Origin of the sequence: Desulfovibrio sp. SGI.230 (genome assembly GCF_050313065.1) — a bacterium.
Taxonomy (GTDB): domain Bacteria; phylum Desulfobacterota; class Desulfovibrionia; order Desulfovibrionales; family Desulfovibrionaceae; genus Desulfovibrio.
This window is the reverse complement of the sequence record NZ_JBNPKS010000002.1, coordinates 328,536-351,213: the sequence shown is the minus strand read 5'-3', so window position 1 is coordinate 351,213 and position 22,678 is coordinate 328,536. Positions and strand designations below refer to the sequence as shown.

18 protein-coding genes are annotated in these 22,678 nt (G+C 65.3%); 5 read left to right on the top strand and 13 right to left on the bottom strand.

All coding sequences use genetic code 11. The features are described 5' to 3' along the window. Positions 1-420 precede the first annotated feature (420 nt). The 4 genes from ACQRAG_RS03560 to ACQRAG_RS03545 all read right to left on the bottom strand — a co-directional run bounded on the left by ACQRAG_RS03560 (position 421) and on the right by ACQRAG_RS03545 (position 5,422). Positions 421-1,317, bottom strand: coding sequence for a tRNA (adenine-N1)-methyltransferase (locus ACQRAG_RS03560; RefSeq protein ID WP_168936175.1), 897 nt, complete (start codon positions 1,315-1,317; stop codon positions 421-423). A gap of 292 nt (positions 1,318-1,609) precedes the next feature. Beyond that, the gene (locus tag ACQRAG_RS03555; RefSeq protein WP_168936174.1) at positions 1,610-4,072 is read right to left on the bottom strand and encodes a penicillin-binding protein 1A; all 2,463 of its coding nucleotides are present in this window, start codon (positions 4,070-4,072) and stop codon (positions 1,610-1,612) included. Positions 4,073-4,221: 149 nt separating this feature from the next. After that, positions 4,222-4,539, bottom strand: a complete 318-nt coding sequence (locus ACQRAG_RS03550; protein WP_006007905.1) for a TusE/DsrC/DsvC family sulfur relay protein — start codon at positions 4,537-4,539, stop codon at positions 4,222-4,224. 226 nt (positions 4,540-4,765) lie between these two features. Beyond that, positions 4,766-5,422, bottom strand: coding sequence for a CBS and ACT domain-containing protein (locus tag ACQRAG_RS03545; RefSeq protein WP_168936173.1), 657 nt, complete (start codon positions 5,420-5,422; stop codon positions 4,766-4,768). A 153-nt stretch (positions 5,423-5,575) separates the two neighbouring features. On the opposite strand from ACQRAG_RS03545, the gene ACQRAG_RS03540 reads away from it, so the two are divergent. From ACQRAG_RS03540 to ACQRAG_RS03525, 4 genes are all read left to right on the top strand, one after another. Continuing rightward, positions 5,576-6,736 carry a LarC family nickel insertion protein gene (locus tag ACQRAG_RS03540; RefSeq protein ID WP_427804123.1) on the top strand — a complete coding sequence of 387 codons (1,161 nt, stop codon included), beginning with the start codon at positions 5,576-5,578 and terminating at the stop codon, positions 6,734-6,736. 122 nt (positions 6,737-6,858) lie between these two features. Continuing rightward, positions 6,859-7,383 carry a hypothetical protein gene (locus tag ACQRAG_RS03535; RefSeq protein WP_168936164.1) on the top strand — a complete coding sequence of 175 codons (525 nt, stop codon included), beginning with the start codon at positions 6,859-6,861 and terminating at the stop codon, positions 7,381-7,383. A gap of 170 nt (positions 7,384-7,553) precedes the next feature. Further along, entirely contained in the window at positions 7,554-8,783 is a 1,230-nt protein-coding gene (locus ACQRAG_RS03530; RefSeq protein ID WP_204625533.1) for a dicarboxylate/amino acid:cation symporter, read from the top strand. 293 nt (positions 8,784-9,076) lie between these two features. Then, complete coding sequence (locus ACQRAG_RS03525; RefSeq protein WP_204625534.1) at positions 9,077-10,363, top strand: serine dehydratase subunit alpha family protein; 1,287 nt, start codon at positions 9,077-9,079, stop codon at positions 10,361-10,363. A gap of 630 nt (positions 10,364-10,993) precedes the next feature. Here ACQRAG_RS03525 and gatA read toward each other — a convergent pair. The 5 genes from gatA to dnaK form a co-directional block, all read right to left on the bottom strand. Then, a complete protein-coding gene (gene gatA, locus ACQRAG_RS03520) occupies positions 10,994-12,454 on the bottom strand; it encodes an Asp-tRNA(Asn)/Glu-tRNA(Gln) amidotransferase subunit GatA (RefSeq protein ID WP_168936169.1) in 1,461 nt (486 codons plus the stop codon). 12 nt (positions 12,455-12,466) lie between these two features. After that, positions 12,467-12,763 (bottom strand): Asp-tRNA(Asn)/Glu-tRNA(Gln) amidotransferase subunit GatC, encoded by a 297-nt coding sequence (gene gatC / locus ACQRAG_RS03515; protein ID WP_304044341.1) that lies wholly within the window; start codon positions 12,761-12,763, stop codon positions 12,467-12,469. A gap of 23 nt (positions 12,764-12,786) precedes the next feature. Next, a complete protein-coding gene (locus ACQRAG_RS03510) occupies positions 12,787-14,193 on the bottom strand; it encodes a hypothetical protein (RefSeq protein WP_303934700.1) in 1,407 nt (468 codons plus the stop codon). Positions 14,194-14,737: 544 nt separating this feature from the next. Continuing rightward, positions 14,738-15,031, bottom strand: coding sequence for a hypothetical protein (locus tag ACQRAG_RS03505; RefSeq protein WP_303930715.1), 294 nt, complete (start codon positions 15,029-15,031; stop codon positions 14,738-14,740). Between the two features lie 117 nt (positions 15,032-15,148). Next, on the bottom strand, positions 15,149-17,065 hold the full coding sequence (gene dnaK, locus ACQRAG_RS03500) for a molecular chaperone DnaK (RefSeq protein ID WP_304044342.1): 1,917 nt from the start codon (positions 17,063-17,065) through the stop codon (positions 15,149-15,151). Positions 17,066-17,489: 424 nt separating this feature from the next. On the opposite strand from dnaK, the gene ACQRAG_RS03495 reads away from it, so the two are divergent. Beyond that, positions 17,490-18,326 (top strand): split-Soret cytochrome c, encoded by an 837-nt coding sequence (locus tag ACQRAG_RS03495; RefSeq protein ID WP_304020089.1) that lies wholly within the window; start codon positions 17,490-17,492, stop codon positions 18,324-18,326. A 172-nt stretch (positions 18,327-18,498) separates the two neighbouring features. Here the strand turns inward: ACQRAG_RS03495 and ACQRAG_RS03490 are convergent, their stop codons facing one another. The 4 genes from ACQRAG_RS03490 to dnaX form a co-directional block, all read right to left on the bottom strand. Continuing rightward, positions 18,499-19,314, bottom strand: a complete 816-nt coding sequence (locus tag ACQRAG_RS03490) for a ZIP family metal transporter (RefSeq protein WP_168936080.1) — start codon at positions 19,312-19,314, stop codon at positions 18,499-18,501. A gap of 438 nt (positions 19,315-19,752) precedes the next feature. Continuing rightward, positions 19,753-20,361 (bottom strand): recombination mediator RecR, encoded by a 609-nt coding sequence (gene recR / locus ACQRAG_RS03485; protein ID WP_168936081.1) that lies wholly within the window; start codon positions 20,359-20,361, stop codon positions 19,753-19,755. A 3-nt stretch (positions 20,362-20,364) separates the two neighbouring features. Continuing rightward, positions 20,365-20,676, bottom strand: a complete 312-nt coding sequence (locus ACQRAG_RS03480) for a YbaB/EbfC family nucleoid-associated protein (RefSeq protein WP_006007936.1) — start codon at positions 20,674-20,676, stop codon at positions 20,365-20,367. Beyond that, a complete protein-coding gene (gene dnaX, locus ACQRAG_RS03475; protein WP_427804125.1) occupies positions 20,669-22,666 on the bottom strand; it encodes a DNA polymerase III subunit gamma/tau in 1,998 nt (665 codons plus the stop codon). The genes ACQRAG_RS03480 and dnaX overlap by 8 nt, the downstream gene beginning before the upstream one ends. Positions 22,667-22,678 lie beyond the last annotated feature (12 nt).

The following is a 22,678-nucleotide window of genomic DNA, read 5'->3' as shown; positions in this document are numbered from 1 at the left end:
AAAGAGAATGTCTGTGGACGTTCTCTTTTTTTGTGCATTCAAACAGGGGCAACACGGCTGTTCAGGAGAGAGGCTCCAGCCGTCGCAGCTGCATGTGATTTTTGGCGATGTGCCGCGTTGTTCCCTGCTGTGAGGCAGCGGCGGGGACCAGCATCCCGACCAGAGAAAAGTTTTTTCAGGGTGGGGGGAGAGCGCGAGAGGGGGGAGGGACAGTTTTTACAAAAAACGTCCCTCCCCCCTCTCGTTTATCCTGTCAGAGCAAGCCTGACGTAACGTCCTGTTGTCGCGCAGCCAGCGGCGGGGACCAGCCATCCCGGCCAGGGAAAAGTTTTTTCAGGGTGGGGGAGAGCGCGAGAGGGGGAGGGACAGTTTTTACAAAAAACGTCCCTCCCCCTCTCGTTCAAAACAGCGTTGCGGAAACTATTCGTCGTCGCCGGCGGTCTCGCCGTCGTCGTAGGGATTGGCGCCGCTTTCGGCAAGGCGGGCCTGACGGGCGGCTTCCTGCTTGCGCTGGCGGGTGCCCAGGGGGCGGCTGTATTCGAAGTCGGCGCTGCGCTCCTGATGGCGGCAGAAGATGAGGAAGCCGGTATGGGCGTTCATGCGGTCTTCGGGGCGCAGGCGGTCAGCCACGGGCTTCCAGTTGCGCATGAGGATCTCGCAGACTTCGATGTCGGCGAAGGGGCCCTTTTCCAGCCCCATGAGCAGCTTGCTGACCTGGTCCACGGTGGGCACGAGGAAGCCGAACATGGCGCCGGGCTTCACGGCTTTGACGGCGTGGTCGAGGTATTCCCAGGGGGTGCGCACGTCGAGGAAGAGGGCGTCGGCGTTGTCGATGCAGAAACCGTCGGCGATGTCGCGGTGGACGATCTCCACGTTGTCGCCCACGCCGGCCCATTCGAGGTTGCGGCGGGCCAGCTTCATGAATTCCTCGCGGGCCTCGTGGCTGACGACGCGGCCGGTAGGGCCGCAGAACCAGGAAAGACCGGTGGTCAGGCCGCCGGAACCGCAACCGGCCTCGATGATGGTACGGCCGGGACCGGCGCCGAGGCGCAGGCAGATGTAGGCGATATCCTTGGGATAGATGATCTGGGTCTGGCGCTTCAGGCCCTTGAGACGGTCGTGCAGGGTGGCTTCCAGCACACGGATGGGGATATCCAGACTGGTGCGCACTTCGCTGCCGAAGTTGGCGGCGTGTACGGCTTCGGCGCTGAGGACGCCGTCGTTGCTGTGCCAGTCCTGACCTTCCTCAAGGCGCTTGATGTAGCGCCGGTCCTTGTTGGGGGTGACGTAGACCACCAGAGAGCCGTAGGGGATCATGTGTTTCCTTGTGGTTGGAGTGGGTCGGGGCAGGGCGCGGGCACTGCCCGGAAAGGGGCGCCGCAGGGCAGGGGCTGCCGGGCGGCCGGGGCCTTTCGTTATGGTCCGGGCCTGCCTGTCCGCGAAGGGGCGGGGCAGGGCGATCTGTGCTATGTGGCAGCGCCCGCAGCCCGTGCTGCGGAGGCTTCGGGTACATCAGGCGGGGCCTCCATCCGTCGGAAGGAGGCCCCGCAGTGTGCGTGTGTCTGTTTTTCAGAGGCTGTCCCCTGTGGGGACGGCTCTGGTTAGGGAGCTAGAACATCTGCCGCATGAGGTCTTCACCTCCACCGGAGGTATCGGGAGTCTCCGGGGTACTGCTGCCCGTGGCCGGGTCCTCGCTGGCGTTGTCGATGGCCGAGAGGCCGGGACCGGGCACGCCCTGGAAGGCCAGACCGTCCTGCATGGTGATGCCGGGCGGCATGGTGAAGTCCTGGGGCTGGTCGTTGTACAGGTCTTCGATCTGGCTGCGGTAATAGCGGAAGATGGGGGCCGCGGTACGCCCGCCCTGTTCCTGCTTGCCCAGGGACTGGAGCTGGTCGAAACCCACATAGACGCCCGTGACCAGAGAGGGCGAGAAGCCCACGAACCAGGCATCGTTCTCGTCGTTGCTGGTGCCGGTCTTGCCGGCGATGACGTGGCCGTCCACACGGGCGCGGCTGCCGGTGCCGGAGTTGACCACGTTCTTGAGCAGGGTGGCCATCTGGTAGGCGTTCTGCGGGGTGAGGGCCTGCCAGTGCTGGATGTCCTGCCGGTAGAGCTCGCGACCGTTGTTGTCGGTGATGGAGGTGATGATGCGCGGGCGCACGCCCAGGCCCTGGTTGGCGAAGGCGGCGTAGGCCTGCGTCAGGTTGAGGGGCGAGACCGCCACGGCACCGAGACTGATGGACAGTTCCTGCGGGAAGTGGGGTTCGAGGCCCAGCATCTTGGCGCGCTGGATGACGTTGCTGATGCCCACCTTGTGGGCCAGGCGCACGGTGCAGGTGTTGCGGGAAAGGGTCAGGGCCTCATAGAGCGGCATGATGCCGCGGAAGTTCTTTTCGTAGTTGCCGGGGCGCCAGACTTCGTTGGTGTAGGGGTTCACGTAGACGAAGGGGCCGTCCAGCACCGAGGACGTGGGCGTGAAGCCGAAGTCCAGGGCCGTGGAGTAGACCACGGGCTTGAAGCTGGAACCGGGCTGACGCCGGGCCTGGGTAGCGCGGTTGAAGTGGCTGTCGCCGAACTGGTAGCCGCCGATGAGGGCCACCACGTCGCCGCTCTGGGTCTCTACGGAAGCCAGAGCGCCCTGCACCAGCGGCTCCTGCTGGAGGAGCAGGGTGATGGGCTTTTGCGGCGAGGCCGTGGCGGGATCGAAGTCCACGGTCTTGGTGGCGGCCTTGCCCTTTTTGCCGCCTTCGGCCTGGACGGTCACGGGCGCGGCCGAGACCATGATCAGATCGTTGACGTTCAGCACCTTGCGGGCGTCACGCACGGCGGGAGCCCCCCAGCCGGAAATCTTGCGGTTGGGGGTACGGGCCCAGGACATGTTGGCTACGGGGATGTAGCCGGTGTAGCCCTTGCCCAGCAGGACGCGGGCGCCCTTGGCGTCCACGGCCGTGACCACGGCCTGCACCCAGGCCTTGCCCATGAGGTCGGCGGGGGCGAAGGTGCTTTTTTCGCGGAACTCGGTCACTTCCGCGGGGGAGAGCTTCTTGACCGGGCCGCGCCAGCCCTGGCGCTTGTCCAGTTCTTCCAGACCGCGGCGCAGGGCGGCGCCTGCGGCATCCTGCTGCACGGGATCCATGGCGGTGCGCACGGTGAGGCCCGCGGTGTAGACGTATTCCTCGCCGCTCTTCAGGGTATCGATGCCCAGGGTGCGCAGGTTCTCTTCGGTGAAGAATTCCACCAGCAGGCGGCGGGCTTCTTCAAAATACCATTTGGAGGCCCCGCCGCGGTTCTCGGGCATGCTCCAGTAGACCAGGGGCTCATTGATGGCCTGCTGGTACTGTTCCTCGGTGATCCACTTGAGGGTGCGCAGACGGCCAAGGACATACATCTGGCGGGCCTTGGCGGCCTCGGGATGCCGGAAGGGATTGTAGCGGCTGGGGGCCTGGGGCAGACCGGCGATGACGGCGCTCTCGGCCAGGGTGATGTCGGAAGCGTGCTTGCCGAAATAGGTACGGGCCGCGGCTTCCACGCCGTAGGAGTGCTGTCCCAGATAGATATAGTTGAGGTAGGTCTGGAGGATGTCGTCCTTGCTGACGGTGTGCTCCAGCCGGTAGGCCAGGATGGCTTCCTTCATCTTTCGGGTATAGCTGCGTTCCGAACTCAGCAGGAGCTGTTTGATGATCTGCTGGGTGATGGTGCTACCGCCCTGCTGGCCGCCGCCGGAGGCCTTGTTGCGCAGGTTGTAGATGAAAGCACGCACGATGGCCACGGGATCGACGCCATGATGCTGGTAGAAGGAATCGTCTTCCGCAGCCAGGAAGGACATGGGCAGCCAGGGAGACATCTCCTTGAGGGTGATGCTGTAGCGTTTTTCCGTGGCGAGGGTGCCGATGGTGGAGCCGTCACGGGCCAGGATGACCGTGGCCTGCGGGGCTTCGTAACCGGTAAGGCGTTCCAGGTCGGGCAGGTCGCGTGAGGCCCAGTAGAACAGGCCGGCCACGGCGGCACAGCCGAGGATGCCCAGCGTGAACAGCAGACCGAAGGACCAGAGGAAGACTTTTTTTACGTTCATGGCAAGGCGGATACCGTTTTTTTGTCTGCGCGTAAAGGGAGGGCGCGGGGCGCCGCGGGCCGGGAAAGAAAAAGGCGTCCGCCTGCGAGAGGGGACGCCTGAAAGGGAAAAGGCGGGACGAAGCCCCGCCTTTCAAGCAATGCTGAGAACTACACGCAGCCGGTGGGCTTGGGCAGGCCAGCCATTTTGCAGGCGCCTTTGCCGGGGCCGGAGGGGAACAGTTCGTACACTTCTTTCAGCTTGTAGCCGGTGTTCTTGGACAGAATGCGGACCATGGGAGCGATACCGTTCTTCTTGTAGTAGTCCTGCAGGAAGTCCAGGATCTTCTGGTGGTCAGCGGTGATTTCGGCGATACCTTCGGATTCCTTCACGAATTCCATCCATTCCGGGCACCAGTCGTCGAAACGGAGCAGGAAGCCGTCTTCATCAACTTCGAAGGTTTTGCCCTGAAAGCTAATTTCAGCCATGCGTGTCCTCCTTGGACGTTTGCTCTATTCGGGCCTTGCGGCCCGAGCCAGACAGCCGAAGCATATGGTGTTCGGCTCATTCCCCATTAATTGCGAAAGCTCTGCAATCGCAAATGCACACTTCTTTTGCCACAAAAAAATAATCTTGGCAAGCCCTGAAAAAACCGTCAAAACCTACGCATATACGAAGATTTGCGTCTGCTGTTTCCTTCAGGGAGGCGGTCAGCTACACGTCATAGGGAGCAGCCAGCAGCAGCGTGCCGGTCGCTTCCAGATCCTTGACGAGGGCTTCGACAGCCGATTCTTCCATGCTGCGGATACGGACGTAGATCTGGCGCTTGTTGTCTTCCATATAAGAGGACAGCACCGAAATGATGCGGGCATTGTGCTTGCGCATGGTATCGAAGATCACGCGCATGCTGCCGGGGGTATCGGGCAGTTCGAAGGCGAACTGCATGCCTTCCACGCGGGCACCGGTGATGTTGATCAGCAGCTTGAAGATGTCCTGGTCGGTGATGATGCCCACCAGCTTGTTGTCTTCGGAGACCACGGGCAGACCGCCGAACTTTTTGTCCATCATGATGATGGCCGCCTGCTCCACGCTGTCCCAGGGCTTGATAGTGACCGGCTTGGCGGTCATAATGTCCTTGGCCTTGAGTTCTGCCAGAAGGTATTGCATTTCATGCACTTCCAGCGCCGTGGCCTTGGAGGGCGACGCGCCCTTGACGTCTCTGTCGGAGATGATACCCACCACCCGGTTCTGGTCATCGACCACGGGCAGGCGGCGGATCTGGTGTTCCTTGAGCAGGTTGCGGCACTTCAGCAGGGACGTGTCGGGCTTGACGGCAATGACGTTGGTAGCCATCCAGTTTTCTACGAGCATGGATCCTCCTGTTGAACAGAGACCCTGCGGCATACCGCGGGCGGGAAGGTTCCCTTTTCTGTCCTGTCCTCTCACCATATACCAAGCTGCGCCCACAAACAAGCCTGTAAGCAAAAGTGGCAGCGCGGAGTTTCATAACGGAGTCATTATCAGATGCAGCATCTTTTCCTTGATTGCAGTCACGGCATGAGCGGGGACATGACCCTGGCCTCCCTTGCCCATCTTGGTGTGGACCTTTCCCCCCTGCCGGGCCTGCTGGCACAGGCGGGCGTGGCCTGCCGGCTGGAGGTCTGGCAGGAAGAGCGGGGCGGCGGTCCCGGCTGCCGGGTGGAGGTCAGCTGGGAGGCGGAGGGCCAGCCCCTGCGGCACCCGGCGGACATCGCCGCCATTTTTGCCGCCGTGCCTGTGGCCGACAGGGTGCGCCACAAGGCCCTGGCCGTGCTGGAGGCCCTGACCCTGGCCGAAGCCGAGGCCCACGGCATCGCCCCTGAAGAGGTGCATTTCCATGAAGTGGGCACCGTGGACACCCTGGTGGACATCCTGGGCGCCTGCTGGGCGCTGGACCAGCTGGGCGTGGAGCGGGTGACGGCCTGTGCGCTGCCCTGGTTCGGGGGCAGCATCACCTGTGCCCATGGCGAGATCCCCCTGCCCGCGCCCGCCACGGCCAACCTCATGCGCGGCCTGCCCGTGTACCCCACCGATGCGAAGACGGAGCTGGTGACCCCCACCGGCGCGGCCCTGGCCCGTGTGCTGGTGGACGAATTCGTGGAAGGCCCGGAAGGCCGCCTGCTGGCCATGGGCACGGGCTACGGCGCGCGTCCGGCGCCCACCGGCCTGCGGGCCTGGCTCGTGGAGGCCCGGGAGCCCCGGCAGGCCGATCACGGCCAGGGGGGCGAGGAAGACGTGATGCAGCTGGAGTGCCATCTCGACCATCTGACCGGCGAGGAGCTGGGCACGGCCCTGGAGCAGCTGGCCGCTGCCGCCGACGTGCTGGACGTGCTGTGGCTGCCGGGCACGGGCAAGAAGAACCGTCCCGCGGGCCTGCTGCGGGTGCTCTGCCGTCCTGCCGATACGGAAAATGTCGCCCGGGCCGTCCTGCGGCATACGCATACCCTGGGCCTGCGGCGCCAGCTGCTGCAACGTCTGGTGCTGCCCCGCAGGGCCACGACCTGTGCCTGCGGCGGGGCCAGCCTGCCGGCCAAGGAATATGAACTGGAAGGCAGGGCGTATGTCCGGCCGGAGGCCGACGCCGTGGCCCGTCAGGCAACGGCCCTCGGACTGGGGGCCCCGGCGTTGCGCTTTGGGAGAAAATGAAAATTTTTTCCGCTACCTGTAAAAATATTTAGCCTTGCTCCGTTCCGTCGGGAATGCTATGCGGGAAATGTGGGGCAAATCTGCCCGCAACGGGCAGTCCCCGACTCGCAAGGAGTTTTGCCATGAGCGCAAAGAACTTTCGTCTGTTGCTGCCGGCCCTGGCCCTGGCCTGTATGGCTACGTTCGCTTTTGCGGATGAAGGACAGGCCGCGCAGCATGTCGCTGACGGGATGCCCGTGGTCGCGGATCATGTGGACCACATGGGCGTATTGCCCGGGACCCTGGTGGCCCGCAACGACAACGGCCGCCATGAAGGCTGGTACAAGGACAAGCCCCGTCCCAAGGGACACTACAAAAAGGGGCCCCCTCCCGGCCCTCGCCCCGGGTACCATCGCCCCGGCGACCGTCCTGGCCCCCGTCCCGGCTATCACCGTCCCGGTGACCGCCCCGGTCCTCGTCCGGGTTACCACCGTCCCGGTCCTCGCCCCGACGGCCCGCGCCCGGGCTATCATCGCCCCGGTGACCGTCCCGGCCCGCGCCCCGGCATCCATGACGGTCGCGGCCCGCGCCATGATGGTCCCCGCCCCGGCCCGCGTCCCGGCGGCCCGCGGCCCGATCATCGGCCTGACGGTCCCCGTCCCCGCTAGGGCACTGTCTTTTTCCGGTTAAGGAATCCAAAGGAGGTCTGCTTTGCAGACCTCCTTTTTTGTCGGGGAAAGCAGGCCATGCGGCACGGCACATTGCAAAAGCCTCTGGCCTGCGCTACGGTAGCCACGGTGTCTATGGTTTGCGTATCTTAACCCCCCGGAGGTGCAGGATGGCTGCTAAGGTCGGCGATTTTTCCCTTATTCTCAAACTGTTGGGCGGCATCATCATCGGCGCCCTGCTTGGTCTGTACATCGGCGAGAACGCCGAAGGCTCCCTGAAGCACGTCATGGACGTGGTGGTCTCCCTGCGCCATATCTTCGGCCAGATCATCTTCTTCCTGGTGCCCCTGGTCATCGTGGGCTTCATCACCCCCGCCATCGTGCGTCTGGGTCAGAACGCCAGCAAGATCCTGCTGGTGGCCGTGGCCCTGGCCTACGTCTCCTCGCTGGGCGCGGCCCTGTTCTCCATGATCTCCGGCTACTGCATCATCCCCAACCTCTCCATCGCCACCAGCACCGAGACCCTGCGCTCCCTGCCCGAGATGGTCTTCCGTCTGGACATCCCGCCGCTGTTCAGCGTCATGAGCGCCCTGGTGCTGGCCCTGACCATGGGCGTGGCCATCGTCTGGACCAAGTCCGAGACCCTGGGCAAGATCTTCTGCGAGATGGAACGCATCATGACCGCCCTGGTCAACCGCATCATGATCCCCATCCTGCCTTTCTTCGTGGGCCTGTCCTTCCTGGGCCTGGCCTATGAGGGCTCCCTCAGCCGCCACCTGCCCGTGTTCATCATGATGGTGCTCATCGTCATCGTGGGCCACTTCATCTGGCTGGCCGTGCTCTACGGCATCGGCGGCGCCCTGTCCGGCCGCAATCCCTCGCAGGTCTTCCGCCATTACGCGCCTGCCTATCTGACCGCCGTGGGCACCATGTCCAGCGCCGCCACCCTGCCCGTGGCCCTGGAATGCGCCCGCAAGTCCTCCGTCCTCAGCCGCACCATGGTGGAATTCATGGTGCCCCTGGGCGCCACCGTGCATCTGTGCGGTTCCGTGCTGACCGAGACCTTCTTTGTCATGACCATCAGCCTGATGCTGTACGGTTCCCTGCCTTCCGTGGGCACCATGCTGCTCTTCTGCGTGCTGCTGGGCATCTTTGCCGTGGGTGCCCCCGGCGTGCCCGGTGGTACCGTGGTGGCCTCGCTGGGCATCGTGACCGGCGTGCTGGGCTTCGACCCCAATGGTGTGGCCCTGCTCATCGCCATCTTTGCCCTGCAGGACAGCTTCGGCACGGCCTGCAACGTGACCGGCGACGGCGCCCTGACCCTGATGCTGGAAGGCCTGTTCAACCGCAATGGCGAACTTGGGCCGTTGCAGGACGTGGCCCCGGCGGAAAAGGTCTAGCCGTTTCAGTTTCGATCGTTTGACGGGGAGGGGCCCGGCGGCAGGTACGCTCCGGCCCCTGTCTCCGGGCCTTTCCCGTCTTGTTGAGCCCTCTCCGGCAGTCCTTTCCCCTTCGTGGCTGCCCGTGCGTCCCCTGTCTTGCCGGGATCCCTGAACGGGTGTCCGCCGAAAGTGGCCCCCGCTGTCCGCGTCGTGCCGTTGCCGAAAAGGGCATCCGCCCGCTATCCCCGGGAGCCTGTCTCCCGTTCCTTGCTCCAACCTTCTACATCGTGGGCCTCAGGCCCGGAGAATGCATGAGTCTGTCTCTTGCCGACAGGCAGGCCATCCTGGCCCTGCTGCATCAGGAAGTGGTGCCCGCCCTGGGCTGCACCGAACCCATCGCCGTGGCGCTGACCGCGGCCCGTGCCGCCGAGGCGCTGGGCCGGAAGCCGGAACGCCTGGACGTGGCCGTCAGCGCCAATCTGCTCAAGAACGGCATGGGCGTCATGGTCCCCGGCACGGGCGAGATGGGCCTGGCCATCGCCGCCGCTGCCGGTGCCCTGGGCGGGAAGAGTGCCCTTGGCCTGGAGTGCCTGGCCTCGCTCGATCCCGCGCAGGCCGAAGCCGCCCGGGCCATGGTGGCCGCCGACGCCGTGGAACTGCACCTGCCGGACAACGACCTGCTGCTGTACTGCCTGGTCACGGCCCATGCCGACGGGCACAGCGCCGCCGCCGAGCTGCGTGACAGCCATGACAACATCACCCGTGTCTGGCAGGACGGCGCCCTGGTGGAAGACCATATGCCTGCGGAAGCCAACGAGGCTGCGCCCGCCGACTGGCCCCTGACCCTGGCCCGGGTCTACGAATTCGCCACCACCGCGCCGCTGGAAGAGATCAGCTTCATCCTTGAAGCCGCGCGCATGAACCGTCAGGTGGCCGAGGAAGGCCTTTCCAGCCAGTACGGTCTGGGCGTGGGCAAATCCATGGATGCCCGGGTGCGCAAGCACATCCTTTCCGATGACCTGCCCACCTTCGCCATCCGTCTGACCGCCGCAGCGGCCGACGCCCGCATGGCCGGGGTCATGATGCCCGTCATGAGCAATTCGGGCAGCGGCAATCAGGGCATCACCTGCACCATGCCCGTGGTGGCCTGCGCCATCCGGCAGGAAAGCAGCAACGAGGATCTGGCCCGCGCCCTGATGATGAGCCACCTCACCTCCATCCACATCAAGCACCATCTGGGTCGCCTGTCCGCCCATTGCGGCGCCATGGTGGCCGCCACGGCCGCCGGTTGCGGTATCGCCCTGCTGCTGGACGGCGATCTGGCGGTCATGGAACGCACCATCCGCAACATGGTGGGCAACGTGGCGGGCATGATCTGCGACGGCGCCAAGAGCAGCTGCGCCCTCAAGGTGGCCACCGCCGTGGGCGCGGGCATCCAGGCCGTCATGCTGGCCCTGGACGGCTCCGTGGTGCCCGGCAACGAAGGCATCACCGATGACGATATCGAAGTCTGCATCGCCAACCTGGGCCGTCTGGGCTCCACGGGCATGAAGGAGGCCGACAAGGTCATCCTGGATATCATGCTCAAAAAGTCCTAGGCAGGGGGGGGAAGAAAACGTTTGCTGAGGGGAGAGGGAGACCCTTTTGGAAAAGGGTCTCCCTCTCCCCTCATGCTCCCCTCTCCCTTCCCAAAACTTTTGCTCTGGTCCCTGGCAGGTGGCGTAACGCCACAGGCGGAAAAAAGATGGCCAGTCCCCTGGAGAACATGGAGGAGGAAGGCATGATTGGCCTTGCTCAGGCATAAAAAGCGCCCGGTCACAACGACCGGGCGCTTTTGCATTGGCAGGGTGGGGGACCGGGCAGGCCGTGTTTCCTCCACTGTGTACCATGTCGTCCACTTGGGGCAGTCGGGGGGCTGCGGCCCAAGGGGCAGGAGGACTGCAGGACGCCTTTGCTCCCTGCAAAAAAGCTCAGACGAGAGGAGCCCGGTCAGGAACTGACCGGGCTCCTCTCGTCTGGCGGTCCTTCATCCGAAGACGGGGACCTGCATGCAGATCTGAAGAAAAGGTTTTGGAAGGGAGGGGAAAGGCCAACCAGGGGCGGGCCGCAGGGCCGTGCCCGTTACGACGAAGGAAGCTACGGGCATCGAGAGCTGGCTGGAGGGAGGACCTTTTCCCTGAAAAGGTTTCCCTCCCCCTCAGCTTTCTCTTTGAGTCTGACGTTACGACCTACAGCTGTGCCAGACCGATGCCGGGCAGGGCGGCTTCGAGACCGGCGCCCAGGCGGAAGAGGCCGGCTTCGTCAAAGGCCTTGCCGATGAGCTGCATGCCCACGGGCATCCTGCTTTCGGCGGCCATGCCCACGGGCAGGGACAGGCCGGGCAGACCGGCCAGGTTCAGGGACAGGGTGTAGGCGTCCATGAGGTACATCTGCAGCGGATCGGCGCTGTGGCAGCCCATTTCCCAGGCCGTGACGGGGGAGACGGGGGCCAGCAGGGCGTCGCACTGTTCGAGGGCGGCCAGATATTCGTCGCGGATGAGGCGGCGGACCTGGGCGGCCTTGCGGAAGTAGGCGTCGTAGTAACCGGAGGAGAGCACATAGGTGCCCAGCAGGATGCGGCGCTTGACTTCCTGGCCGAAGCCTTCGCTGCGCGAGCGCACATAGAGCTCGGCCAGCTGCTTGACGTCGGCGGCACGATGGCCGTAGCGCACGCCGTCAAAGCGGGCCAGGTTGGAGCTCGCTTCGGCCATGGCGATGATGTAGTAGGTGGCGATGGCCGCATTGGTATGCGGCAGGCTCACTTCCACGATCTCGGCACCTTCGGCGCGGGCCGTTTCGATGGCTTTTTCGCACACGGCGCGCACTTCGGGGGCCAGACCTTCGGCATAGAATTCCTTGGGCAGGCCCAGGCGGGCGCCCTTGAGGGAAGGCGCGGCGGCAGCGGCGTCATAGTCGTCCACGGGGCGGGGATCGCAGGTGGCGTCGCGCTGGTCATGACCGGCGATGACGCCCAGCACGCGGGCGCAGTCGGCCACGCTGCGGCCCAGGGGGCCGATCTGGTCCAGGGAGGAGCCGTAGGCGATGAGGCCGTAACGGGACACGCGGCCGTAGGTGGGCTTGATACCGGTGCAGCCGCAAAGGCTGGCGGGCTGGCGGATGGAGCCGCCGGTATCGGAGCCCAGGGAGGCGAAGCACTGGCAGGCGGCCACGGATGCGGCGGAACCGCCGCTGGAGCCGCCGGGCACGCGCTGGAGATCCCAGGGGTTGTGCGTGGTCTTGTAGGCGGAATTCTCCGTGGTGGAGCCCATGGCGAATTCATCGAGGTTGTTCTTGCCCAGGATCACGGCACCGGCCTCACGCAGGCGCTGCACGGCAAAGGCGTCGTACACGGGCATGTAGCCTTCGAGGATGCGGGAACCGGCAGTGGTGGGCATGCCCTGGGTGGACAGGGCGTCCTTGACGGTGACGGGCACGCCCCAGAGGGGCTGGGAGGCGTCGGGGCCCTGGGCGTCCAGCTGGCGGGCACGGGCCAGAGCGCCCTCGGCATCCACATGGAGCAGGGCGCCCACGCGTTCTTCAGTGGCGGCGATGCGGTCGAGGCAGGCGCGGGTGGCTTCTTCGGCACCGATCTCTTTCTTTTGCAGGGCATCGGCCAGCGCGGTCAGGTTCAGCGAGCAGATCTCGTTCATGATGCGTCTCCTTTAGACGATGCGCGGCACGATGAAATAGTCTTCATCATGTTCGGGAGCGTTGCCCAGCACCTCCTCACGGCGACGCTTGCGCTCGGGCTGGTCGTCGCGCATGGGGGTGGCATGGCTCACGGGGCTGTAGAGGGGTTCCACGGCGCTGGTGTCCACCTGGGCCAGCACATCCATATAGGCGAGGATGTCGCCGAACTGGCGGGCAAAGAGGGCCTTTTCCTCGTCACTGACGGCAAGGCGGGACAGTTGGGCCATGTGGGCCACGACGTCCTGGCTGATATTCTTGTTTTCGGACATGGGATCTACCTTGAGGTGCACCGTTATCGGGCGGTACGGGTTGTGCCGGTGGTGGCCGGCGAAAGGCGCAGTTTGTACGACGGCTGGGGCGTGGTGGACAGGGGCGCCACACCGGGCGTCGGGGACGTGGCCGCGGGCGTGTTGAGCACGGCAGGGCCGGCCGACATGCCGGGCAGGCCCGGGATGAGGGAGTTGCCCTGCTCGTCCACGGTGGGCAGCCCCTGCATGCGCAGGGCGGCACGCTGCAGGATGGCTTCACGCATGTTGCGGAAGCGGGTCAGATCCAGCGGCTCCATACCGTTGGCGCCGGGCTGGAACAGATGCAGTTTCTGGTGGGCGATGCCTTTTTCGTCCCAGGAAAGGGGAGCCATGGCCCACTGGATCTTCATGTTGGCAGCCTGGGCATTGACCGTGGCGGCCGGGGGGCGGCTGTCGAAGGCCATGCGCACGGCAAAGCGCACGAAGTCATAGCCCAGGGCCACCCAAAAATCGGTGCCGGGGGCCCGCAGGGCGGCGGGGGCCTGCGTGGCGTCCCAGGCGGCGGGGAAGACGGCCAGGGCATAGCGGTCGGGCTCGGCCACGGTCTTGCCGTCCAGGCCCTGCTCCCACAGGGTGGTGCCCAGCAGCACGAGGCGGTCCTCGCCGTTGTACATCAGGCTGGTGGTCAGCAGGTTCATGTTCTTCCAGGAGTCGGGCAGGAAGAGCGCCTCGAACTGCGTCTGGGGGATGGGCGCGGTGATGTTCTCCTGGGTGGTCGGATTGATGAGCGTGGCGGCCTGGCCGCTCCAGGTGCTGGACTGGCCGGGCGTGTAGCTGGCCGAATGCAGGGTGATGCCCATGCCGGTGAGCTTCTGGTCCAGCAGGCCGGTCATGCGGGGGCCGTAATTGTCCGTGGGATAGAAGGCGCCAAAGGTGCGCAGGCCCAGGTCTTCGGTGACGAAGCTCACCAGACGGTCGATCTGGTCCTGGGGGCTGGGGAAGAAGCGCCAGGCCCGCACGCCTTCGTCACCGGGCAGCAGGCTGGGCATGAAGGCGAAGAAGACGCGCTTTTCCAGCATGCCGGACGTCTGGAGCTGCTTGAAGACGGGGGCCTGCAGGGGGCCGCCCACCATGACGCAGTTGGGGGGCAGGGCGGCAAGCTGGGCGTTCCAGTCGGGCTTGCTGGTATCCACCATATGCAGCTGGGCCAGCAGACCGCCGGCCTGGAGTTCACGCAGGGCGATCTCGGCGCCGTTGCGGATCTTGGCGCTTACGCCGGCATAGGGGCCGCTGCTGGGCAGGGCCAGGGCGATGTGAGGCCCCGTGGGCGTGGCGGGCTTGGGAGCCGGAGCCTTGCTGGGAGCGGAGGAAGAGAACTGGCAGGCGCTGAGCGCCAGAGCCAGGAGCAGCAGGATCGGGAGAAAAACGCGGGACGAGCAGCTGTTTTTCATGGCAGTACAGGGCTGAAAGGATGCGTCGTTTCCGGACGCGGGACGGGCCGGGACCGGATGGCCGGTGATGGCATGCCTCAGGCAGGCGGCATGACGGACATGCTGCCGGGCACGGGACGGGCAGGAGCGGCGTTCCCGGGCAAGTCTGGAATCATAGCTCGCTCTGCGGCGTGGCGCAAGGGGCGGGAGAGAGGCAGGCGGGGAGGGGAAAGGGACAAAAAAACGCGACGCGCCCAAGGATTGGATTGGAGCGGAGCGCGTCGCGGCTGTGCCTGTGGGAGGCACAAATATGAAGGTCTTCCGGCGTGCCGGAAGGGGGGACCATCTGCAAATCCAGAAAGTTATGCAGCAAAAAAAAAATTTTGTAAAGATGCGTCATGGCAGGAAATATCCTTGTCCCGACAAAGCGTTTCCCGGCAGTGGCCGGCGGTGTGCGCAGGGCCTGTTGCAGGCCGTATGCGGGGCTGCGGCCATCCCCGTTCCATGCCCTGTGCGGGGCCGGAGACGAAAAATGCGGAAGCTCCGGGAGCTTCCGCAAAGGGGATCAGCGGCGCGGGGGATGGTCCCGCCTGTCGTCGCGGCGGTCATGGACCGGGACGGGCTTGTTGTCCCCGTGGCGGGGGTCCGGGCGGGGAGACACATGGGGCGGCGGCGCAGGCTTGCTGGGCTGGGCCCTGTGCGGCGGTGGCGGCGGTTGCCGGTGATGGCGCGGCGGTGGCGGGTCGTCATACCAGGGGTCATTGTCATGCACACAGCCTGTCCCCAGGACGAAGAGCCCGGAGAGCAGGATCAGGGCCAGGACATGCAGGAGCCTGACAAAAGCGGGATGCGTACGCATAGGCACTCCTTGGTTCCCTCCAGGATAGCACCCCCGGCCAAGGAACAAAAGAGGCCGCGGGCATAAAAAAAGGGACGGCCCCGAAGGGCCGTCCCTGAGATGCATAGGGTATGGGGATTATTTCTTCACTTCGGTGAAGTCGGCGTCCACCACGTCGTCGTTGTTGTTGCCCTGGGCGGCACCGGCGCCGGGGTTGGCGCCCGCACCGGGCTGCTGGGCACCGCCGTTGGGGGCCTGCTGCTGGTAGAGCTGTTCGGCCAGCTTGTGGGAAGCCTTGGCCAGCTCTTCGGTGGCAGCCTTGATGGCGGCGGCGTCATCGCCTTCCATGGTCTTGTGCAGGGCGGCGATCTTGCCTTCCACGTCGCTCTTCACAGCGGCGTCCACCTTGTCGCCCAGATCGTTCAGGGACTTTTCGGTGCCGTAGATCAGGCTGTCGGCGTGGTTGCGGGCCTCGATGGTCTCCTGCTTTTTCTTGTCTTCGCTGGCGTGGGCTTCAGCTTCACGCACCAGGCGCTGGATGTCTTCTTCGGACAGACCGGAAGAGGACTGGATCTTGATGGACTGTTCCTTGCCGGTGCCCATATCCTTGGCGGACACGTTGACGATACCGTTGGCGTCGATATCGAAGGTCACTTCGATCTGCGGCACGCCACGGGGTGCCGGCGGGATGCCGGTCAGGTCGAAGCGGGCCATGGTCATGTTGTCGGCCGCCATGGGACGTTCGCCCTGCAGCACGTGGATGGACACGGAGGGCTGGTTGTCAGCGGCCGTGGTGAACACGTTGCTCTTGCGGGTGGGGATGGTGGTGTTGCGGTCGATCAGCTTGGTGAACACGCCGCCCATGGTCTCAATACCCAGGGACAGGGGCGTCACGTCCAGCAGCAGCACGTCCTTCACGTCACCGGCCAGGATGCCGCCCTGGATGGCGGCGCCCATGGCCACCACTTCGTCGGGGTTCACGGAACGGTTGGGATCCTTGCCGAAGAACTCGCCCACCTTCTTCTGCACCAGGGGCATACGGGTCATGCCGCCCACCAGGATGACTTCGTCGATCTGGTTGGGGGAAAGACCGGCGTCGGCCAGAGCCTTCTGGCAGGGAGCGATGGTGCGGTCCACCAGGTCGCTGACCAGGGCTTCCAGTTTGGCGCGGGAGAGCTTGACCACCAGGTGCTTGGGACCGGTCTGGTCGGCGGTGATGAAGGGCAGGTTCACTTCCGCTTCCATGGAGGTGGACAGGTCCTTCTTGGTCTTTTCAGCGGCTTCTTTCAGGCGCTGCAGGGCCATGCTGTCCTTGGACAGGTCGATGCCGTTTTCCTTCTTGAATTCTTCCACCAGGTAGTTGATGACGCGCTGGTCGAAGTCTTCGCCGCCCAGGAAGGTGTCACCGTTGGTGGCGAGCACTTCCACCACGTTGTCGCCCACTTCCAGGATGGAGATATCGAAGGTGCCGCCGCCCAGGTCGAACACGGCGATCTTTTCGTTGGCCTTCTTGTCGAAACCGTAGGCCAGGGAGGCGGCCGTGGGTTCGTTGATGATACGCTTCACTTCCAGACCGGCGATGCGGCCGGCGTCCTTGGTGGCCTGACGCTGGGCGTCGTTGAAGTAGGCGGGCACGGTGATGACGGCTTCGGTCACGGGTTCGCCCAGGTAAGCTTCGGCGTCGGCCTTCAGCTTGGCCAGGATCATGGCCGAAACTTCAGGAGCGGTGTAGGTGCGGCCGTCCACTTCCACACCGGCGTCGCTGTTGGCGGCGGAGGTGATGGTGTAGGGGGAATGTTCCTTCCAGCGGTCCACTTCAGGAGAAGCGTACTTGCGGCCCATCAGACGCTTGATGGCGAAGATGGTGCGCTTGGGGTTGGTCACGGCCTGACGTTTGGCGATCTCGCCCACCAGGCGTTCCTTATCGGTGAAAGCCACCACGGAGGGAGTGGTGCGGCCGCCCTCAGGATTGGTGATGCACTTGGGGTCCTTGCCTTCCATGACGTAGACACAGGAGTTGGTGGTCCCAAGGTCGATGCCGATGATTTTGGACATATGTGGATCCTCCTCGGAGAAATAAAAACTGTATCGGTGAACGCCTTAGCGGCGTCTCTTTCGCTTGCGTCCTCTAAGTAAGTCTTTCTGCGTGCTCGTCCAGTGGCAAATGAAAATTTTTTTCTGTGGGCCCGGCATACGGGCAGGGTGGAGAGAGGAAGCGCGGAGGATGGACAGCCATGAAAAGACAGCCGTCCGGCACTGGCGGCAGGCCCTGTCCACAGGCCGGGAGGGGCGGGCGGAGCCCCTCATACCGGCATGACCGGCAGGGGAGCGGGGCTGTTTGTCGGGGGCGGGCCCGGCCGGAGCGGAGGAAAAGTACCCCTGTTCCATGCGATACGGCCTTGCTTTCCCCATTGGAAAGGTGTAGTGAAAAAAGTAACGACTAACATGAAGGGCGCAACGCGCCGAAGAAGGAGGATATATGGACAACAGCAGACGCAATTGCCTGTGTGGCCTCGGTGGTCTGGCCGTGGGCGGGGCTGTGGCGGCCCTGGTGGGTACCGGCGGCAGCATCGCCCAGGCGGCGGCTCCGGCCAAGCGCTTCGAGCAGGTCAACGGCGAATTCGGCTGGAAGCCCCACAAGCTGGATCCCAAGGAATGCGCCAAGGTGGCCTATGAAGGTTACTGGTACAAGGGCTACGCTTGTGGTTACGGTGCCTTCTACAGCATCATCGGTGTGCTGGGCGAAAAATACGGCGCCCCGTACAACCAGTTCCCCTTCAGCATGCTGGAAGCCAACAAGGGCGGCATCTCCGACTGGGGCACCATTTGCGGCGCCCTGTACGGCGCCGCCGCGGCCTATGCCCTGTTCTGGGGCCGCAAGGAACGCACCCCCATGGTCAACGAGCTGTACCGCTGGTACGAAGTGACCAAGCTTCCCGTCTACAACCCCGGCGACCTGGCCCAGGGCGTCAAGGGCGACCTGCCCAACAACGCTTCCGGCTCCGTGCTCTGCCACATCTCCGTGTCCAAATGGTGTGCCGCCAACAAGATCGAAGCCACCAGCAAGGCCCGCAGCGAACGTTGCGGCCGTCTGACCGCCGACGTGGCCTACAAGGCCGTGGAGATCTTCAACGCCAAGATCGAACAGGGCAAGAACTACAAGGGCACCTTCGCCGTGCAGCCCGCCGTGAGCGGCTGTGGCGAATGCCATCAGACCAAGGGCAACGATGCCAACTGGGCCAAGGGCGTCATGGACTGCACCCCCTGCCACAACGGCGCGGAACCCCTGCTGAACAAGTTCGAAAACCATCCCTAGGTCCGGGACCCCGCTGCCGGGCATACCTGCCTGAAAGCATAGGATAAAAGAAGGGCGCGGCTCCAAGGAGCTGCGCCCTTTTCGTTTGGCTGGTTCCTGTCGGCCGTATGGCCGGACGCCCTGCCCGCCGGTCGAAGGTCGACGCCGGCGGCCTGCGGGCTTTCTCTTCGTTCTAGCCCACCAGGCTGGAGAAGCTCATGACCAGGCAGAGACCGCCGATGCAGGCCACCGTGGCGGCGTTGCCGTTGCCGGAGGCATTGGCTTCGGGGATGACTTCTTCGATGACCACATAGACCATGGCGCCTGCCGCCGCAGCCAGGGCAAAGGGCAGCAGGCTGCCCGCCACCTGGGAGGCGACGGCGCCGAGGATGGCGCCGATGGGGGCCGTACAGCCGGAAAAGACGCCGCACAGCCAGGACCGTTTGGCCGAGAAACCTTCGGCCCGCAGGGCCGTGGCCACCACCAGGCCTTCGGGCAGGTTCTGGAGCAGGGTGGTACCGGTGACCATGAAAGCGGAGCTCATCTCCAGGGCCACGCCCGAGGGCAGGGTGCTGCCCGCGGCCACGGCGCCGTACCCCACGCCCATGGTCAGGCCTTCGGGGATGTGGTGCAGGGCCATGGCCGTGACCAGCAGGACGCTGCGGCGCCAGCTGGTGGAAAGGCCCTCCTGCTGCTTCTGGCGGATGTGCAGATGGGGCAGGAGATGGTCAAGGCCCATGAGGAAGGCGGCACCGGCCATGAGGCCGCAGACGATGGGGATGAAATGCAGGCGGCCCATATGGGAGGCCATCTCGGCCGCGGGCTGCAGCAGGCCCAGGAAGGCTGCGCCCAGCATCATGCCGCCGGCGGCCCCCAGCATGCAGTCCATGGCCAGACGGGAAAACTCGCGGCGCAGGAAGATGGCACTGGCCCCCAGACTGACCGAGATCCAGGAAAGGATACCGGCAAGCAGGGACTGCAGGATGGGATGACCAAAAAGTGCTTCCATGAAACATTCTCCTTCTGGTTGGTCAGACCGGGCCCGATGTGTCACGCGCTGTTGCAGCAACGCGCGACCGGATGGCGGCCGTAAGGCCGTGCCCGTTGGCCAAGACTCTCGGCAAAAGGCCGGGCGTGGCATCCGGGGCCGTCGGTATGACCGGCAGGGGGCTGTAAGGCGAAAGGTCCACGGAACACACCGCAAAACGGCATCCCTGCGGCCTGCCGCGCCCCCCGGAACGGCAGCCGCCGGACATGCGTACATGACGGCGTGATGAAGACGCCTTCCCGGTATGTGCGGGAAGGAGGGGACGGCGCTGGCCGTCCCTGCGGGAAGATCCCCGTGCCGGGACAGGGGCGGACGGGCCGCCGCCGTTCCCGGGCATGAAAAAAAGAAAGGGCGCCTTGGGCAAGGCTCCCTTTCCCGTCTGGAAATTGCCGGGACGCGCTAGATATCCTGCCGGTATTGCAGGGACTGGCGCAATGTCTCCCGGTCCATGTATTTGACCTCCGCGCCCAGGGGGATGCCCTGGGCCAGACGCGACACCCTGATGTGCGGGAAACGCTTGCGGACGAGGTTCCTGATGAACGACGCCGTGTTCTCCGCATCGATGGTGGCCCCCAGGGCCAGGATGAGCTCGTGGATCTCGCCTTCCTCCAGCCGGGAGATGAGGCGGTCGAGGTCGAGGCTGTCGCTGTCCATGTTGGCCAGCGGGGCCAGCAGGCCGCCGAGGATCATGTACTGGCCGTGATAGAAGCCGCCTTCGTCCAGGGTCAGCATGCTGTCCCACTCGTTGACCAGGCAGAGCGTGTCCCGGGAGCGGTTCTCGTCCTTGCAGATGTCACAGGGATCGGTGGCCGAAAGGCCGCCGCAGCGCGAACACAGGTGCAGATTGTCCCGCAGGTCGTGGATGCCCTTGCCCAGGCGCCGGGTCTCGGCCTCGGGCCACTTGAGCAGGGTCATGGCCACGCGCATGGCCGACTTGGGGCCAAGCCCGGGCAGGCGCGCCAGCTGTTCCACCAGGGCGCGCAGCGGTTCGGGAATCTGGCTGTGCATGGCCTAGAACACGCCGGGAAGGCGGATGCCGCCGGAGATGGCGCTCATCTCGCGGTCCAGGGTCTCGCGGGCGATGCGGCCGGCTTCATTGACGGCAGCCATGATGAGGTCCTGCAGCATTTCCACGTCGCCGCCTTCCAGGGCCTTGGGGTCGATGGTGAGGCCGCGCAGTTCCTGCTTGCCGGAGACCACGGCCTTGACCATGCCGCCGCCGCTGCTGGCTTCGTAGGTGCGTTCGTTGAGTTCGTTCTGCAGCTTGGCCAGCTTGTTCTGCATGACCTGCGCCTGGCGCAGGATATCGTTCATGTTACGCATGGGTATCTCCTTGGTTGGATTCGGTACAATGTTCGATATTGGCGTTGAGCAGACGGAGGCAGGCCTGCATCTCGGGCCTGTTCCGAAATTCTTCTATCAGTTCCGCCTCGGTACGGGCCTGACGCGGGGCCACGAACTCCAGGCGCAGATGCCCGGCGCCCCAGGCCGCCAGGGCCTGTTCCAGCTGGGGCCGCTGCTTCTCGGTCTGATGCAGCAGGGTCTCGGCCCGCGGGGTCAGGCGCAGGCAGTCCGCTTCCCAGCTGGCGCGCAACTGGCGCAGCAGATGGAGCTGCGGCGCGGCCTCGCCCTTTTCCAGACGCTGGGCGCAGAAATCACAAAAGGCCTGCCAGTCGGGACGGAAGCCTTCCGCAGCCGCAGGGGCTGCCGGACGCGTCTCCACGGCAGGGGCTGCCGGAGGCACGGGGGCCGTCGTCGCGGTCGGTGCCACAGGGGCGGCCGGAGCTGCGGGCCGGGCAGGTTCCACCGGCGCGGCGGCCGGGATGTCGTCAGCTTCGATCATGCCCGCTTCGCTGGGCCCCACATGCTCCGGATGTTCCGGGGCCTCGGGTCGGGGCTGGGCGGCTTTCGGGGCCGAGGTTTCCGTCACCCGTGCGGGACGGGCTGTCTGTCCGGCGGGCATTTCCCGCTGGGGCCGGGCGCAACTTCCGGGCTGCCGGGAGGGCGCAGGCTCGGGAGCGGGTTCGCTGCTGCCGGCAGCGGCGCTCTTTTCCGCCGGGGTCCCGTGTTCACGGGCGCGGGTCGCCGGGGCCCGGACAGGTGCGGCATGGCCCATGTCCCGGGGCGGGAGGGGGCTGCCTTCCTGCCTGTCGTGAGCGGGATGCCCCTGTACGGGCGCGGACGGTGCCGGGACGCTGTCCATGCGCTCCAAAGGCAGCAGCTGCGGCAGCAGGGCCAGGTTGAGCAGCAACAGCTCCAGGGCTGCGGCCGGCTCGGGATTCTGCACGATGCCGCGCTGGGCGTCCAGTACCATCTGCCAGGCGGCGTGCAGGTGTCCTGCGGAGAAGCGCGGGGCCAGGCCTTGCCAGAAAAGGATCTCCTCGCCGGGCAGGCCCAAAGTGGGCGCCACGGCCTCGCCGCCCTGCCGCAGCAGGAACAGGTCACGCAGATGTCCGGCCAGCTCGCGCACGAAAAATCCGATGTCCACCCCCTGGCGGAACAGGCTGGCGCACAGCTGGGAGACGGCGGCGCAGTCCCGGGCATGGAGGGCGTCGAAGAGGTCGGCGAACAGTTCCTGTCCGGCCAGTCCCAGCACTTCGCGGGTCACGGCGCTGGTGAGGTTGTCGCCGCCCAGGGCCAGGGTCTGGTCCAAAAGGGACATGCTGTCGCGCACGCTGCCCGCGGCCCGGCGCGCGATGAGGCGCACGGCGCCTTCCTCGAAGGGGACGTTCTCCTTGTTCAGGACCTGGGAAAGGTGCTGCACGAGGGCGTCCTCGCCCAGATGGCGGAAGACGAAATGCTGGCAGCGGCTGACGATGGTGATGGGGAACTTGTGCGCCTCGGTGGTGGCGAAGATGAAGACCACGCGCGCGGGCGGCTCCTCCAGCGTCTTGAGCAGGGCATTGAAGGCGCTGCGCGAGAGCATGTGGGCTTCGTCGATGATGAAGACCTTGTAGCGGCCCTCCATGGGGGCGTAGCCGATGTTCTCGCGCAGGGCGCGGGCGTCTTCCACACTGTTGTTGGAGGCGCCGTCGATCTCGGTGACGTCCACATGGCTGCCCTGGGTGATCTTGCGGCACTGGTCGCACTGGTTGCAGGGCTCGGGGCCCGGCGCATGGCGGCAGTTGAGGGCCTTGGCGAAGATGCGGGCGATGGTGGTCTTGCCCACGCCGCGCGTGCCGCTGAGCAGATAGGCGGCGGCGACCCGGTCTTCGGCGGCGGCACGGGAGAGCACGGCCTTGACCATGTCCTGTCCGGCGACCTGGGCAAAGGTCTGGGGGCGGTATTTTGCGGCGAGGGAGAGGTGCTTCATGAAAAAAACGGC